This is a genomic window from Serratia sp. B501 (genome assembly GCF_051172315.1).
GTDB classification, from domain to species: domain Bacteria; phylum Pseudomonadota; class Gammaproteobacteria; order Enterobacterales; family Enterobacteriaceae; genus Serratia; species Serratia ureilytica.
On record NZ_JBPIZB010000001.1, the window covers coordinates 449197 to 464481 of the forward strand.

Below are 15285 nucleotides of genomic sequence, written 5' to 3' on the forward strand. Positions count from 1 at the left end.
CGCGACTAGTCATTAAGAATCATCCTAATCGATAGCGGTGTCACCATTTATTTGCGGGCGTTATCTCTTTTTGCATTTTGCAGCAAACACGGATTTACATTGCACCTTTCCATTTGCCGCGCCTTAATCAATAAACAACGGCATTATATTTGGCGAAGATATTACCCGAATGAGGTAGGCGTAATGAGAGGGGAAACTCTTCCGCCCGGCGATGCGGGCGGAAGGGAGGGCGATTAGCGTTTTTCCAGTTCTTCGATCACTTGCTCCGGCGCGGTGGTCGGCTCCGGCGCTTCATCCATCCAGGCGGTCAGCAGGCGATAAGACACCGCCAACACTACCGGGCCGATGAACAGGCCGATCATGCCGAAAGCCAGCAAACCGCCGATAACGCCGGACAGGATCAGCAGCAGCGGCAGATCGGCGCCCATGCGGATCAGCACCGGGCGCAGCACGTTATCCAGCGTGGCCACCACGCAGCTCCAGACCAGCAGCACGGTGCCCCAGGTGGTGTCGCCGTGCCAGTACAGCCAAATGATGGCCGGCACCAGCACCAACAGCGGCCCCAATTGCGCCACACAGCAGATGAAGATCAGCATCGTCAACAGGGTGGCGGCCGGAATGCCGCTTACCGCCAGACCGATGCCGCCCAGCACCGACTGCACCAGCGCCGTCACTACCACGCCCAGCGCGACCGCGCGGATCGCCTGGCCGCCCAGCAGCACCGCCGCATCGCCGCGCGCGGAACCGAGGCGCACCGCAAAGTGACGGATACCCAGCGCGACCTGTTCGCCGCGCGCGTACAACAAGGCGCTGAACAGCAGCATCAGCGCGCAGTGCAGCAGCAGGCGGCCGATATGCGCCGCCTGCGCCACGAACCAGGTGGCGGTCTGGCCGAAGTATGGCTGTACCTTCGCCAGCAGCGCGGCGCCGCCGGCGTTAACCAGCGTATGGTAGCTTGTATAGAGCTTGTCGCCGATCATCGGGACGGATTGCAGCCAGGCGAGGTCGGGAATATGCAGCTTGCCTGGCGAGCTGGCCCAGGCGATCAACGGCGCGCTGTTATCCACCACGCTGCTGATCAGCAGGGAGATGGGCAGAATGAACAGCAGGATCAACAGCAGGGTCATGACCAGCACCGCCAGCGAGCGGCGGCCCCACAGCAGCTTTTGCAGTTTGAGCAGCAGCGGCCAGGTGGCGATGACCACCATGCCCGCCCAGGCGAAGCCGAGAATAAACGGTTGGATCACCCAGAAACAGGCGACGATCATGATGGCGATAAACAGCACGCCGAAAATAATTCGCGGTAAGTCGTAACGCGATTGTGGGAGTGGCATCAGTGGGTTCTCATCCTGGTCAATTAAATCCCTGGCACCGGCGAATCGGGGTGCCTGTCGGTCGGTTTATCACCGCCGGGCGGCCGCCTGTGGCGGCGCTCGCAGGGCGGTAATAATGTGAATGCCTTCACTAAACGAGTATGTTAGTTTTTAGTGTCACTAAAAAATAGGGTGGGTCTGAATTAAAGGCCCGATTCAGCGTACATCAGCGCATAAAAAATAGACGGACAGGGTCAAAAAAGCGAATGATCCCACAGATTTCTCAGGCGCCCGGCCTCGTTCAACGGGTGCTCGACTTTTTGGAAGCACTGAAGCAAAACGGATTCAACGGCGATACCGCCACCAGCTATGCAGACCGGCTGACGATGGCCACCGACAACAGCATTTACCAGCTGTTGCCCGATGCGGTGGTGTTTCCCCGTTCCACCGCCGACGTGGCGCTGATCGCCCGCCTGGCGGGGGAAGAGCGTTTCAATACGCTGACCTTCAGCCCGCGCGGCGGCGGCACCGGCACCAACGGTCAGTCGCTAAATACCGGCATCGTGGTCGATATGTCGCGTCATATGAACCGCATTCTGGAGATCAACGTCGAACAGGGCTGGGTGAAAGTCGAAGCCGGGGTCATCAAGGATCAACTGAATCAATATTTGCGGCCGTTCGGCTACTTCTTCTCGCCGGAACTGTCCACCAGCAACCGCGCCACCTTGGGCGGCATGATCAATACCGACGCCTCCGGCCAGGGCTCGCTGGTATACGGCAAAACCTCCGATCACGTGTTGGGCCTGCGGGCGGTGCTGCTGGGCGGCGAGATGATCGACACTCGCGCCATGCCGACGGCGCTGGCGGAAACGATTGCCCTGGAAGAGACCTCCGAAGGGCGCATCTACCGCACGGTGCTGAATCGCTGCCGCGAGCAGCGCGCGCTGATCCTGGGAAAATTCCCCAAACTCAACCGCTTCCTCACCGGTTACGATCTGCGCCACGTGCTGAGCGACGATCTGCAAACCTTCGATCTGACGCGCATCCTCACCGGTGCGGAAGGCACGCTGGCCTTTATCACCGAAGCGCGGCTGGACATCACGCCGCTGCCGAAGGTGCGTCGTCTGGTTAACGTGAAATACGACTCCTTCGACTCGGCGCTGCGCAATGCGCCCTTTATGGTCGAGGCCAAGGCGCTGTCGGTGGAAACCATCGACTCCAAGGTGCTGAATCTGGCGCGTGAAGATATCGTTTGGCATTCGGTAAGCGAACTGATCGCCGACGTGCCGGATAAAGAGATGCTTGGGCTGAACATCGTCGAATTCGCCGGCGACGACCGCGCGCTGATCGACGGCCAGATGGAGACCCTGTGCCAACGGCTGGATGAACTGATCGCCCAGCGGCAGGCCGGCGTGATCGGGTACCAAATCTGCGGCGACCTGGCGGGCATCGAGCGCATTTACAACATGCGCAAGAAGGCGGTCGGGCTGCTGGGCAACGCCAAAGGGCGCGCCAAGCCGATCCCGTTCGCCGAGGATACTTGCGTGCCGCCGCAGCACCTGGCGGACTATATCGTCGAGTTCCGCCAACTGCTCGACGACCACAAGCTGAGCTATGGCATGTTCGGCCACGTCGATGCCGGGGTGCTGCACGTGCGTCCGGCGCTCGACATGTGCGACCCCCAGCAGGAAGTGCTGATGAAGCAGATCTCCGATCGGGTGGTGGCGCTCACCGCCAAATACGGCGGCCTGCTGTGGGGCGAGCATGGCAAGGGATTCCGCGCCGAGTACAGCCCTGAATTCTTCGGGGAAACGCTGTACGAGGAGCTGCGCCGCATCAAGACGGCGTTCGATCCGGATAACCGTCTTAACCCGGGCAAGATCTGTGCGCCGCTGGCGGTGGATGCGCCGATGATGCAGGTGGATGCGGTCAAACGCGGCACCTTCGATCGCCAGATCCCGGTCGAGGTGCGCACCTCGTTCCGCGGCGCGCTGGAGTGTAACGGCAACGGCCTGTGCTTCAACTTCGACGTGCGCAGCCCGATGTGCCCGTCGATGAAGATCAGCGGCAACCGCATTCATTCGCCGAAAGGGCGGGCGACGCTGGTGCGCGAGTGGCTGCGTCTGTTGGCCGAGCAGGGCGTCGATCCGTTGGCGCTGGAGAAACAGCTGCCGCAGCAGCGCCTCAGCTTGCGCGGTCTAATCGAGAAAACCCGCAACAGCTGGCATGCCGGCAAGGGCGAGTACGACTTTTCGCACGAAGTGAAAGAGGCGATGTCCGGCTGTCTGGCCTGCAAGGCCTGTTCCACCCAGTGCCCGATCAAAATTGACGTGCCGGGGTTCCGTTCGCGCTTCCTGCAGCTTTACCATACTCGCTACCTGCGCCCGGTGAGCGACTACATGGTCGCCGGCGTAGAGAGCTATACCCCGTTGATGGCCCGCGCGCCGAAGGTGTTCAACTTCTTCTTCCGCCAGCCGTGGCTGCGGGAGATGAGCCGCAACGCCATCGGCATGGTCGATCTGCCGCTGCTGTCCAGCCCGACGCTGCGTCAGCAGCTGTCCGGCCACCGGGCGACCACGCTGACGCTGGAGCAGCTGGAAGGGCTGAGCGCCGAGCAACGCGAAGAACACGTGCTGATTGTTCAGGATCCGTTCACCAGCTATTACGACGCCAAAGTGGTGGCGGATTTCGTTCGGCTGGTGGAAAAGCTCGGCTATAAACCGGTGCTGCTGCCGTTCTCGCCGAACGGCAAGGCGCAGCATGTGAAGGGCTTCCTGACGCGGTTCGCCCGCACCGCGCGCAAAACCGCCGATTTCCTCAACCGCGTGGCGCAACTCGGCATGCCGCTGGTGGGCGTCGATCCGGCGCTGGTGCTGTGCTATCGCGACGAATACCGCGAGATCCTCGGCGCCGAGCGCGGCGATTTCCAGGTGCAGCTGGTGCATGAATGGTTGCAACAGCGGATCGCGGATCGCGCCGAACAGCCGGCGACCGGCGAACCCTGGTATCTGTTCGGTCACTGCACTGAAACCACTGCACTGCCGGCCAGCGGCCAACAGTGGGCGGCGATCTTCGCCCGCTTCGGCGCCAAACTGGAGAACGTCAGCGTCGGCTGCTGCGGCATGGCCGGCACTTACGGCCATGAAGCCAAGAACCTGCAAAACTCGCTCGGCATTTATGAGCTATCATGGCATCCGACGCTGCAGCGTTTGCCGCGTCAGCGCTGCCTGGCGACCGGTTATTCCTGCCGCAGCCAGGTGAAACGCATTGAGGGCAATGGCGTGCGCCACCCATTACAGGCACTTCTGGAGATGATTGAGTGAAATTGTGGAAACGTGAAACATCGCTGGAGCAGCTGAACCGCGCCGGCGACGGCTGCATGGTCAGCCATGTGGGCATCGAGTTTACTCAGCTGGGCGAGGATTTCCTGGAGGCCACCATGCCGGTGGACGGCCGCACCCGGCAGCCGTTCGGGCTGTTGCACGGCGGGGCGTCGGTGGTGCTGGCGGAATCGATGGGATCGATGGCCGGCTACCTGTGCAGCGAAGGCGAACAGAAGGTGGTGGGGCTGGAGATCAACGCCAACCACCTGCGGGCGGTGTTCGATGGCCAGGTGCGCGGGGTGTGCCGCGCACTGCACGTTGGCCGCCGTCATCAGGTGTGGCAGATAGAGATCTTCGACGCGCGCGATCGGCTGTGCTGCACCTCGCGTCTGACTACGGCGGTCATCGACTGATCCCCGCCGGTTTCCGCAGGCGATCGGCCTGCGGAGCGCTTCGTTTTACAGCTGAAACGGCACGCGTTTGACGAAGTCCTTCTGAAACGCGTTCGCCTTCTCCCAGGTGCCTTCCATCGCATATTTTTGGCAGATCAGCGTCAGCGTGTGGCGGGCGAAGTGGTAGCTTTGCACCCGAAACAGCTGGCAGCGCTGCGGATTGTTGATCTCGACGATCAGCCGGTTGTGCAGCTTGCTGAGCGCGTGCAGATAGCTGTCATCATCGCCGTTCTCCAGGCACAGATTGGCCATGGTGAGGCTGACGCTGTTGTACCGCTTCAGATGATCAATATTGCATTCCGGGCGGCGCAGCGCCGCTTCGGCCATATAAAAGTCCACCGTGGCGTCGCGCACGCTGAATTTGTAGTCATCAATCTTGCCCAGCAACCATGCGTTGATCGAAAGAGTCATTGGCTTCGCGCTCAAATTCAAATTGAATGATAATCATTATCATATAAACTGCCGCGTTGCCGATCAATCCCCGTGGCGGCGTTTTTTCATTCCATGGGGGTAAAAGGCCATCGACGGCCCAACTTAACCCAGAGCGACTAAACTTTAACTTAAAGGCCGCGCCTTGCGCCGCGGCGCAAAATGCCGATAAACGCACATTTACGACAGACAGAATGCAGAAATAGGTATTTTCTATGAATGTTTAGATCGGCAACGCACCGCGGCGCTGTAACGCTGACGGGCCACCGGGGAGTGCGGTACGGTGATGCAGGATAAAGAACAAATTCATAGGGATAGCATGCACGCCTTGCCGCCACACGCCGCAAGCCGCCACGGATGTCCCGCTGGCTTGCCGCACGCCGCAGCGAAAAACCGCGCTCGCGGCGGATACCCCCGCAAAACAAACGGTTGAAGTGATAATCGTTATCACTAACATATAAGTAACCCAGATTGGCTGTGGCCAAACACGAGTGTGAGGTAGACCCTATGCAAACGGAAAATGTCGGCACTTTTTCTTTGGACGAGAATGTCTGGCAAGGCATTTCGCTCAGCGACAGCGCCGTACGACAAATAACGAAACTGATGCAGCAGGATCCGCAGGTGAAAGGGCTGCAGCTAGGGGTAAAACAATCCGGCTGCGCCGGCTTTGCCTATGTGCTGGATCTGACCCGCGAACCCGCCGATGACGATCTGCTGTTTGAGCGCGACGGCGCCAAACTCTATGTGCCGCTGAAGGCGATGCCGTTTATTGACGGCACCACGGTAGATTATGTCCGCGAAGGGCTGAATCAGATATTCAAATTCAATAACCCTAAAGCTCAGCATGCCTGCGGGTGCGGCGAGAGTTTTGGCGTTTGAGCGATGCAATCAACATGACACGAAGCAATGTAGAAATGCCTAATGAAGTGCAGGCTTGGGTCAGCGAAGGTCGCTACAAAGAAGGTTTCTTCACCCAGCTGGCAACCGATGAGTTGGCCAAGGGCATCAACGAAGAGGTGGTGCGCGCCATCTCGGCCAAGCGCAACGAACCCGAGTGGATGCTGGAATTCCGCCTCGAGGCCTACCGCGCCTGGCTGCAGATGGAAGAGCCCCACTGGCTGAAGGCCAATTACGAACGCCTTAACTACCAGGACTACAGTTACTATTCGGCGCCGTCCTGCGGCAGCTGCGACGACGCCTGCGGTTCGCAGCCCGGCGCCGAGCAGCAACCGGGCGCGGCGACGGAAAAAGATTACCTGACCAGCGAAGTGGAGCTGGCGTTTAACCAGCTCGGCGTGCCGGTGCGCGAGGGCAGCGAGGTGGCGGTGGACGCTATCTTCGACTCGGTTTCGGTCGCCACCACTTACCGTGAAAAACTGGCGGAGAGCGGGGTGATCTTCTGCTCGTTCGGCGAAGCGATCCAGGAATACCCGGATCTGGTGCGCCAGTATCTGGGGCGCGTGGTGCCGTCCAACGATAACTTCTTCGCCGCGCTGAACGCCGCTGTGGCCTCCGACGGCACCTTCGTCTACGTGCCGAAGGGCGTGCGCTGTCCGATGGAGCTGTCGACCTATTTCCGTATCAACGCCGCCAAAACCGGCCAGTTCGAGCGCACCATCCTGATCGCCGACGAAGGCAGCTATGTCAGCTACATCGAGGGCTGTTCCGCCCCGGTGCGCGACAGCTATCAGCTGCATGCGGCGGTGGTGGAAGTGATCCTGCATAAAGACGCCGAAGTGAAATACTCGACGGTGCAGAACTGGTTCTCCGGCGGTGAGAGCAAGGGCGGCATCCTCAACTTCGTCACCAAGCGCGCGCTGTGCGAAGGCGCCGGGTCGAAAATGTCCTGGACCCAGTCGGAAACCGGCTCGGCCATCACCTGGAAATACCCGAGCGTGATCCTGCAGGGCGACAATTCGATCGGCGAATTCTTCTCGGTGGCGCTGACCAGCGGCCATCAGCAGGCGGACACCGGCACCAAGATGATTCACATAGGCAAAAACACCAGGTCGACCATCATCGCCAAAGGCATTTCCGCCGGCCACAGCGAGAACACCTATCGCGGCCTGGTGAAAATCCTGCCGGGGGCGGAAAACGCCCGTAACTTTACCCAGTGCGACTCGATGCTGATCGGGCCGGACAGCGGCGCCCACACGTTCCCTTACGTTGAAGCGCGCAACAACAGCGCGCAGCTGGAGCACGAAGCCACCACCTCGAAGATTGGCGACGACCAGCTGTTCTACTGCCTGCAGCGGGGCATCAGCGAGGATGACGCCATTTCGATGATCGTCAACGGTTTCTGCAAGGACGTTTTCTCCGAGCTGCCGTTGGAGTTCGCCGTCGAGGCGCAGAAACTTTTGGCCATCAGCCTGGAACACAGCGTGGGCTAATCGCCGCATTTTTAGCGCCGTCGGCGCTATCTGAGGACACAGCATGTTAAGCATCAAGAATTTGAAAGTCAGCGTGGAAGGCAACGAGATCCTCAAGGGATTGGATCTGGAGATCAAACCGGGCGAAGTGCACGCCATCATGGGGCCGAACGGTTCGGGCAAGAGCACGCTGTCCGCCACGCTGGCCGGGCGTGAAGAATACGAAGTGACCGAAGGGGAAGTCACCTTCAAGGGCAAAGATCTGCTGGAGTTGGATCCGGAAGATCGCGCGGGCGAAGGTGTGTTCCTGGCGTTCCAGTACCCGGTGGAGATCCCCGGCGTCAGCAACCACTTCTTCCTGCAGACGTCGGTCAACGCGGTGCGCAAATACCGCGAACAGGAGCCGCTGGATCGCTTTGACTTCGCCGATTTCATCGAAGAGAAGATCGCACTGCTGGATATGCCGGCCGATCTGCTGACCCGTTCGGTCAACGTCGGTTTCTCCGGCGGCGAGAAAAAGCGCAACGACATTCTGCAGATGGCGGCGCTGGAGCCGGATCTGTGCATTCTCGATGAAACCGACTCCGGTCTGGATATCGATGCGCTGAAAATCGTCGCCAACGGTGTCAACTCGCTGCGGGACGGCAAGCGCGCCTTTATCATCGTCACGCACTACCAGCGCATTTTGGACTACATCCAGCCGGATTACGTACACGTGCTGTCCCAGGGGCGCATCGTCAAATCCGGCGATTTCTCGCTGGTGAAACAGTTGGAGGAGCAAGGCTATGGCTGGCTTACCGACCAACAGTAACGCCAACGCGTTGCAGCAGCTGTATCGTCTGTTCGAAGGCCGCGGCGGCGAGCGTTCGCCCCATGCGCTGGCGCATTGGCAGCAGGCGCTGCGCCTCGGCTGGCCGACACGCAAACATGAGAACTGGAAATACACGCCGCTCGAGGGGCTGCTGGAGCAGCAATTCCTTGAGCCGCAGCCCGCATCCGTGAACGCCGCGCAGCTTGAGGCGCTGGCGCTCGGTATCGACGCCTGCCGGCTGGTGTTTATCGACGGCCGCTACAGTGCCGCGCTCAGCGATGGCGATCTGGGCGACTACCAGTTCGAGCTGACCGCCTACGGCACGCCGCAGGCGCTGCCGGAGCCCATTCAGCCCGAAGTCTTCCTGCATCTGACCGAAAGCCTGGCGCAGGAAACCAGCCTGATCCGTCTGCCGGCCGGCAAAGCCCCCACACGGCCGCTGTACCTGCTGCATATCAGCAGCGGCCGCGGCGTGACGGGGGAAGTGAATACCGTGCATCATCGTCATCATCTGGAGATTGGGCGCGGGGCCGAGGCGGAAGTGATTGAACACTATGTCAGCCTGGGCGAGGCCGCGCACTTTACCGGCGCGCGCCTGACCGCCAACGTGGCGGACAACGCCGGGCTGTTGCACTGCAAGCTGGCGTTTGAAAGCCGGCCGAGCTACCACTTTGCCCATAACGATCTGGTCATCGGCCGCGACGCGCGGGTGAAAAGCGACAGCTTCCTGCTGGGCGCCGGCCTGACGCGCCACAACACCAGCGCGCAGCTGAACGGCGAAGGCGCCAACCTGGTGATCAACAGCCTGGTGCTGCCGGTGGGCAAGGAGATCTGCGATACCCGCACCTATCTGGAACACAATAAGGGCTACTGCGAAAGCCGCCAGCTGCATAAAACCGTGGTCAGCGATCGCGGCAAAGCGGTGTTCAACGGCATGATCAAAGTGGCCAAACACGCCATCAAAACCGACGGGCAGATGACCAACCACAATCTGTTGTTGGGGAAAGTGGCGGAAGTGGATACCAAGCCGCAGCTGGAGATCTACGCTGACGACGTCAAGTGCAGCCACGGCGCCACCGTGGGGCGTATCGATGAAGAACAGCTGTTTTATCTGCAGTCGCGCGGCATCGACAAACGCGCGGCGCAGCAGATGATTATCTTCGCCTTCGCCGCCGAGCTGACCGAAGGCATCGCCAACGACACCATCCGGGAACGGGTGCTGGCGCGCATCGCCCAGCGCCTGCCGGGGGAGGCTGCATGAGTTATCCGATTGAACGCGTGCGCGGCGACTTCCCGCTGCTGGCGCGCGAGGTGAACGGCCAACCGCTGGCCTACCTCGACAGCGCCGCCAGCGCGCAGAAACCGCAGACGGTGATCGACCGCGAACTGGATTTCTATCGCCACGGCTATGCCGCGGTGCATCGCGGCATCCACACCCTGAGCGCCGAGGCGACTCAGCAGATGGAAGCGGTGCGGGAACAGGCGGCGCGCTTTATCAACGCCGCCTCGGCGGAAGAGATGGTGTTCGTCAAGGGCACCACCGAAGGCATCAACCTGGTGGCCAACAGTTTTGGTCGCCACCGGCTGCAGCCGGGCGACGCGATTCTCATCACCGAGATGGAGCACCACGCCAACATCGTGCCCTGGCAGATGCTGGCGCAGGAGCGCGGTCTGCAGCTGCGGGTTTGGCCGCTGCAGCCCGACGGCACGCTGGATCTGGCGCGGTTGCCGGAACTGATCGACGCGTCCTGTAAACTGCTGGCGCTGACCGAGGTCTCCAACGTGCTGGGCACCGTCAACCCGGTGCGCGACATCATCGCCCGCGCCAGAGCCCTGGCGCCGGATCTGACGGTGCTGGTGGACGGCGCGCAGGCGGTGATGCACCAGCGAGTCGATGTTCAGGCGCTGGACTGCGATTTTTACGTGTTTTCCGGCCATAAGCTGTATGGCCCTTCCGGCATCGGCATGCTGTATGGGCGCCAGGCGCTCCTGCAGCAGATGCCGCCGTGGGAAGGGGGCGGTTCGATGATCCGTCAGGTCAGCCTGACGGCGGGCACCACCTTCGCCGATCCGCCCTGGCGCTTCGAGGCCGGTTCGCCGAATACCGCCGGCATCATGGGGCTGGGCGCGGCGTTCGATTACGTCGAAGCCCTGGGGCTGAATGCGATCCGCGATTATGAACAGTCGCTGATGCATTACGCGCTTGAGGCGCTCAAGCAGGTGCCGACGCTGAAAATCTATGGTCCGGCGCATCGGGCCGGGGTGATCGCCTTCAATTTGGGGGAACACCATGCCTATGACGTCGGCAGCTTCCTCGATCAATACGGCATCGCCATTCGCACCGGCCACCATTGCGCCATGCCGCTGATGGCGTTTTATCAGGTGCCGAGCATGTGCCGCGCGTCGCTGGCGTTATATAATACCCGCGAAGAGGTGGACCGGCTGGTGGCCGGGCTGCAACGCATTCATCAGCTGTTAGGCTAGCCGGGGCGCGCCCTCGGCGGTACAAAAGGATCCCCATGGCGAATTTGCCGGACAAAGACAAATTGGTGCGTAATTTCTCCCGCTGTTTGAACTGGGAGGAGAAATACCTGTACGTGATTGAACTCGGCGCCAAATTGCCGCCGCTGGACGAGGCCGAGCGGCAGGCCGAGAACCTGATTTCCGGCTGCCAGAGCCAGGTGTGGATCGTGATGCGCCGCGATGAGCAAGGGCAGGTCGAATTCCATGGCGATAGCGACGCGGCGATCGTCAAAGGGCTGCTGGCGGTGGTGTTTATTCTTTATCGTCAATTAACGCCACAGCAAATCGTCGAGCTCGACGTGCGGCCGTTTTTCACCGAGCTGGCGCTCAGCCAACATCTGACGCCTTCGCGCTCACAGGGGCTGGAGGCGATGATCCGCGCCATTCGCAGTAAAGCCGCTCAGTTGGCCTGATCCTTAACGCCACTGCTCTTTAAAGGCTCATTGATATATTCGCTTTGTCAATGAGTCTTTACAATCCGCCGTTTTCCCCAGGGTTCATCCCCCAATTCAGTGATATTTCAGCAGCTTACCCATTGACGTTTCGTTGACAATCAGCGACGACGATTACGTTATAACGTGTTGATTTTTAGAGAACTTATTGCCTTTGATGCCAGCGTTGCTAGTATTAATCAGGTATTGTCTGATTTACCCACCGCCAGGCGCTCGTTAGCCTTGGGGGCGAACCGTCATAAAAAATATAGGGATGATAATGAAACGTGCGTTGAGTTTAATGGGCATGGTCTTCGCCACCGTACTGGCCGGCACGCAGGCCGCCAGTGCGACCGAATACCCGCTGCCGCCGCCGGACAGCCGTCTGATCGGCGAAAACACCACTTATACCGTGCCAAACGACGGCCGTCCGCTGGAGGCGATCGCCGCCGACTACAAGATTGGCCTGCTGGGCATGCTGGAAGCCAACCCCGGCACCGATCCGTTCCTGCCTAAGCCGGGTACGGTGCTGACCATTCCGACCCAAATGCTGCTGCCTGACACCAAGCGTGAAGGGATCATCGTCAACCTGGCCGAGCTGCGCCTTTACTACTATCCGAAAGGCGAGAATAAAGTGATCGTCTATCCGATCGGTATCGGCCAGACCGGGATGCACACGCCGCTGGAGGTGACTTCCATCAGCCAAAAGATCCCTAACCCGACCTGGACGCCCACAGCTAACATCCGCAAGCGCTATCAATCCCAGGGCGTGACGCTGCCTGCGGTGGTGCCGGCCGGCCCTGAGAACCCGATGGGGCTGTTCGCCCTGCGTCTGGCGATGGGGCGCGGTGAATACCTGATCCACGGTACCAACGCCAACTTCGGTATCGGCATGCGCGTCAGCTCCGGCTGTATTCGCCTGCGTCCGACGGATATCGAGGCGCTGTTCAACATGGTGCCGCGCGGTACGCGGGTGCAGGTGATCAATGATCCGGTGAAGATTTCGGTCGAGCCGGACGGCAAACGCTATGTGGAAGTGCACCAGCCGCTGTCGCGGGTGGAAAGCGACGATCCGCAGACCATGCCGATCGCGTTGTCTAAAGCGGAGAAAGCCTTTGCTGCCGATGGGCAAACCGATCGCGCCGTGTTCGATAGCGCGGTTGTCCGCCGCTCTGGCATGCCGGTGCTGGTCAACGTAGGGGAGAGCCCGTCTGAGGTGAGTTTAACGCCTGCAGCGGCTCCTGCGGCGAATAAGAGCCCATTCAAGGCAGCGCCAATCAGCTCGGTGAACTAAGTTTGCCGGATTGAGCGGTCGAAGAGGGGTTCAGCGTGCTGAACCTCTTTTTTTTGCCTGTCGCGCTGGAAAGCCCAGGCCGACAAACAGACAAAAAAAACGGCGCACAATGTGCGCCGTTTTCAATAACCAAAGCTATCTTACTTTTTGTAAGCGTGAGCTTGGTTGTCCAGACGCTGGTTAGCGCGTGCTGCGTCGTCTTTAGCCGCTTGAACGTCAGAACGCATTGCGTTCACGTCGTTGCTCAGCTGATCAACTTTAGCGTTCAGAGTCTGAACGTCAGAAGACAGTTGATCGATTTTAGCGTTGCTAGAGCAGCCAGCCAGCAGAGTGGAACCCAGGATTACCGCGCCCAGTACCAGTTTAGTACGATTCATTATAACACCCTCTAGATTGAGTTAATCTCCATGTAGCGTTACAAGTATTACACAAACTTTTTTCGAAAGAGAATAATTTTTTAGTGTTGAGGTGCTTTATTTTGATCGTTCGCTCAAACTTGCATCTGGTTTTACAAATTAGTTAAAAAAACGAGGGAAAACAGCCGGCTTCCATGGGACTACTCCGATTTGTTATTAGCTAAATAATGAGCAGATCGCGGTTGCGTTTTGAGAAAAATAGTTTACTGCCGATAAAAAAAACGCCGCAAAGCGGCGTTTTGATCAAGATAATTATGTCACGTTTTATATTACAGCACGTGTACCGAGGCGGTGTTGGTGGTGCCGCTCGGCACCAGCGCGCCGGAAACCATCACCACGACGTCGCCTTTTTGCGCCAGGCCGCTGGCCAGCGCGGCTTCTTTACCAATGCGGTAGAAGTCATCGGTGGAGGCGATTTCTTTGACCATCTGCGGGATAACGCCCTTGCTCAGCACCAGCTGATGCGCGGTGGTCTGGTTGGTGGTCAGCGCCAGGATCACGGCGTTCGGGAAGTATTTACGCACGGATTTCGCTGACTTGCCGCCGCTGGTGGCGACGACGATCAGCGGCGCGTCCAGTTTTTCGGCGGTTTCAACCGCGCCGCGGCATACCGCTTCGGTGATGCGCAGCTTGCGGCGATCGTTCAGGGTATCGATGCGGCTTGGCATCACGCGATCGGTGCGTTCGCAGATGGTCGCCATGATGTTGACCGCTTCCAGCGGGTATTTGCCCTTGGCGCTTTCGCCGGACAGCATGACGGCGTCGGTGCCGTCCAGAATGGCGTTGGCGACGTCACCGGCTTCCGCACGGGTAGGGCGCGGGTTCTTGATCATGGAATCGAGCATCTGGGTGGCGGTGATCACCACTTTACGCGCACGGTTGCATTTTTCGATCATCATCTTCTGGGCGAAGATCACTTCTTCTACCGGGATTTCAACGCCCAGATCGCCGCGGGCAACCATGATGCCGTCGGACGCTTCGAGAATTTCGTCGAAGTTGTTCAGGCCTTCCTGGTTCTCGATCTTGGAGATGATCTGGATCTGCTCGCCGCCGTGCGCTTTCAGGTGCTCGCGGATTTCCAGCACGTCGGAGCGTTTACGGATGAAGGACGCCGCCACGAAGTCGACGCCTTGCTCGCAGCCGAAGATCAGGTCGCGTTTGTCTTTCTCGGCCAGCGCAGGCAGCTGGATGGACACGCCCGGCAGGTTGACGCCTTTGTTCTCGCCCAGGTCGCCGTTGTTCAGCACCTTGCAAACGACTTCGTTCTCGGTCACGTTGGTGACTTCCATGCCGATCAGGCCGTCGTCAACCAGCACGGTGTTGCCGATCTTCAGGTCGGCGGCGAAGCCGGCGTAGGTCACCGCCACGCGTTCGCTGTTGCCGATCACGCTCTGGTCGGTGGTGAAGGTGAAGGTTTGGCCGGCGACCAGAGAGGCGTCTTTGCCGCCTTCCAGTTTCATGGTGCGAATTTCCGGGCCTTTGGTATCCAGCAGGATGCCGGCGTTGATACCGGTTTTCGCCATCACGGCGCGCATGTTTTTGATGCGGTTGCCGTGCTCTTCATAGTCGCCGTGAGAGAAGTTGAGACGCATCACGTTCATGCCCGCATTGAGCAGGTTGGTCAGCATTTCTTCCGATTCGGTTTTTGGACCGATGGTACAAACAATTTTGGTCTTTTTCATGGCGGAGTTTTCTACAAGTTGTGATGGATAAAAAAACGAATTTGACCGGCGTTGTTTACGCCGATAGGGAATTTGAGCCGTGCCTGGTGGTGAAAAACATAGTTAAGGATAGGTGACGACAGTTGATGTGGGGCGGAAAAATTCAGCCCGCGCGGGGGCGCGGGGATGCTGCGCAACGGGGTGAGATTAAATCGTGTTGTTATTGCGTTTTCGCAGATCAAGGGCTGAAACCATTCAACTGA

The 15285-nt window shown here is 59.5% G+C and carries 13 protein-coding genes; 9 read left to right on the forward strand and 4 right to left on the reverse strand.

Annotated features, from left to right (window positions below; all coding sequences use genetic code 11):
* Positions 1 to 233: 233 nt before the first annotated feature.
* Complete coding sequence (ydiK, locus tag ACSBQV_RS02385) at positions 234 to 1334, reverse strand: AI-2E family transporter YdiK (protein ID WP_042784360.1); 1101 nt, start codon at positions 1332 to 1334, stop codon at positions 234 to 236.
* A 245-nt stretch (positions 1335 to 1579) separates the two neighbouring features.
* Here ydiK and ydiJ point away from each other — a divergent pair, with 245 nt between their 5' ends.
* Positions 1580 to 4636, forward strand: a complete 3057-nt coding sequence (gene ydiJ / locus ACSBQV_RS02390) for a D-2-hydroxyglutarate dehydrogenase YdiJ (RefSeq protein WP_099782857.1) — start codon at positions 1580 to 1582, stop codon at positions 4634 to 4636.
* Positions 4633 to 5049 (forward strand): 1,4-dihydroxy-2-naphthoyl-CoA hydrolase, encoded by a 417-nt coding sequence (gene menI, locus ACSBQV_RS02395; RefSeq protein WP_016927938.1) that lies wholly within the window; start codon positions 4633 to 4635, stop codon positions 5047 to 5049. The genes ydiJ and menI overlap by 4 nt, the downstream gene beginning before the upstream one ends.
* A 45-nt stretch (positions 5050 to 5094) precedes the next feature.
* On the opposite strand, the gene ACSBQV_RS02400 is transcribed toward menI, so the two are convergent.
* Positions 5095 to 5499 (reverse strand): hypothetical protein, encoded by a 405-nt coding sequence (locus tag ACSBQV_RS02400; RefSeq protein WP_004931369.1) that lies wholly within the window; start codon positions 5497 to 5499, stop codon positions 5095 to 5097.
* A gap of 525 nt (positions 5500 to 6024) precedes the next feature.
* Here ACSBQV_RS02400 and sufA point away from each other — a divergent pair.
* The 7 genes from sufA to ACSBQV_RS02435 all read left to right on the forward strand — a co-directional run bounded on the left by sufA (position 6025) and on the right by ACSBQV_RS02435 (position 12945).
* The gene (sufA, locus tag ACSBQV_RS02405) at positions 6025 to 6396 is read left to right on the forward strand and encodes a Fe-S cluster assembly scaffold SufA (protein WP_004931368.1); all 372 of its coding nucleotides are present in this window, start codon (positions 6025 to 6027) and stop codon (positions 6394 to 6396) included.
* 14 nt (positions 6397 to 6410) lie between these two features.
* Positions 6411 to 7907, forward strand: coding sequence for a Fe-S cluster assembly protein SufB (gene sufB / locus ACSBQV_RS02410; RefSeq protein WP_004931367.1), 1497 nt, complete (start codon positions 6411 to 6413; stop codon positions 7905 to 7907).
* A 43-nt stretch (positions 7908 to 7950) separates the two neighbouring features.
* Positions 7951 to 8697, forward strand: a complete 747-nt coding sequence (sufC, locus tag ACSBQV_RS02415; protein WP_016927936.1) for a Fe-S cluster assembly ATPase SufC — start codon at positions 7951 to 7953, stop codon at positions 8695 to 8697.
* Positions 8672 to 9958 (forward strand): Fe-S cluster assembly protein SufD, encoded by a 1287-nt coding sequence (sufD, locus tag ACSBQV_RS02420; RefSeq protein WP_099782859.1) that lies wholly within the window; start codon positions 8672 to 8674, stop codon positions 9956 to 9958. Before sufC ends, sufD begins: the two co-directional genes overlap by 26 nt.
* A complete protein-coding gene (sufS, locus tag ACSBQV_RS02425) occupies positions 9955 to 11181 on the forward strand; it encodes a cysteine desulfurase SufS (protein WP_099782861.1) in 1227 nt (408 codons plus the stop codon). The genes sufD and sufS overlap by 4 nt, the downstream gene beginning before the upstream one ends.
* Positions 11182 to 11216: 35 nt before the next feature.
* Positions 11217 to 11633, forward strand: coding sequence for a cysteine desulfuration protein SufE (gene sufE / locus ACSBQV_RS02430; protein ID WP_047026200.1), 417 nt, complete (start codon positions 11217 to 11219; stop codon positions 11631 to 11633).
* A 298-nt stretch (positions 11634 to 11931) separates the two neighbouring features.
* Complete coding sequence (locus ACSBQV_RS02435) at positions 11932 to 12945, forward strand: L,D-transpeptidase family protein (RefSeq protein WP_033652724.1); 1014 nt, start codon at positions 11932 to 11934, stop codon at positions 12943 to 12945.
* 140 nt (positions 12946 to 13085) lie between these two features.
* Here the strand turns inward: ACSBQV_RS02435 and ACSBQV_RS02440 are convergent, their stop codons facing one another.
* Both ACSBQV_RS02440 and pykF read right to left on the reverse strand, forming a co-directional pair.
* Complete coding sequence (locus ACSBQV_RS02440; RefSeq protein ID WP_004931354.1) at positions 13086 to 13322, reverse strand: major outer membrane lipoprotein; 237 nt, start codon at positions 13320 to 13322, stop codon at positions 13086 to 13088.
* Positions 13323 to 13630: 308 nt separating this feature from the next.
* The gene (gene pykF, locus ACSBQV_RS02445; protein ID WP_033642909.1) at positions 13631 to 15043 is read right to left on the reverse strand and encodes a pyruvate kinase PykF; all 1413 of its coding nucleotides are present in this window, start codon (positions 15041 to 15043) and stop codon (positions 13631 to 13633) included.
* Positions 15044 to 15285: the final 242 nt, after the last annotated feature.

What these genes read in the sequence shown, in the direction of transcription:
- ydiK (WP_042784360.1), bottom strand. Translation starts at nt 1,334, where the DNA reads ATGCCACTCCCACAATCGCGTTACGACTTACCGCGAATTATTTTCGGC.
- ydiJ (WP_099782857.1), top strand. Translation starts at nt 1,580, where the DNA reads ATGATCCCACAGATTTCTCAGGCGCCCGGCCTCGTTCAACGGGTGCTC.
- ACSBQV_RS02400 (WP_004931369.1), bottom strand. Translation starts at nt 5,499, where the DNA reads ATGACTCTTTCGATCAACGCATGGTTGCTGGGCAAGATTGATGACTAC.
- sufA (WP_004931368.1), top strand. Translation starts at nt 6,025, where the DNA reads ATGCAAACGGAAAATGTCGGCACTTTTTCTTTGGACGAGAATGTCTGG.
- sufB (WP_004931367.1), top strand. Translation starts at nt 6,411, where the DNA reads ATGACACGAAGCAATGTAGAAATGCCTAATGAAGTGCAGGCTTGGGTC.
- sufC (WP_016927936.1), top strand. Translation starts at nt 7,951, where the DNA reads ATGTTAAGCATCAAGAATTTGAAAGTCAGCGTGGAAGGCAACGAGATC.
- sufD (WP_099782859.1), top strand. Translation starts at nt 8,672, where the DNA reads ATGGCTGGCTTACCGACCAACAGTAACGCCAACGCGTTGCAGCAGCTG.
- sufS (WP_099782861.1), top strand. Translation starts at nt 9,955, where the DNA reads ATGAGTTATCCGATTGAACGCGTGCGCGGCGACTTCCCGCTGCTGGCG.
- sufE (WP_047026200.1), top strand. Translation starts at nt 11,217, where the DNA reads ATGGCGAATTTGCCGGACAAAGACAAATTGGTGCGTAATTTCTCCCGC.
- ACSBQV_RS02435 (WP_033652724.1), top strand. Translation starts at nt 11,932, where the DNA reads ATGAAACGTGCGTTGAGTTTAATGGGCATGGTCTTCGCCACCGTACTG.
- ACSBQV_RS02440 (WP_004931354.1), bottom strand. Translation starts at nt 13,322, where the DNA reads ATGAATCGTACTAAACTGGTACTGGGCGCGGTAATCCTGGGTTCCACT.
- pykF (WP_033642909.1), bottom strand. Translation starts at nt 15,043, where the DNA reads ATGAAAAAGACCAAAATTGTTTGTACCATCGGTCCAAAAACCGAATCG.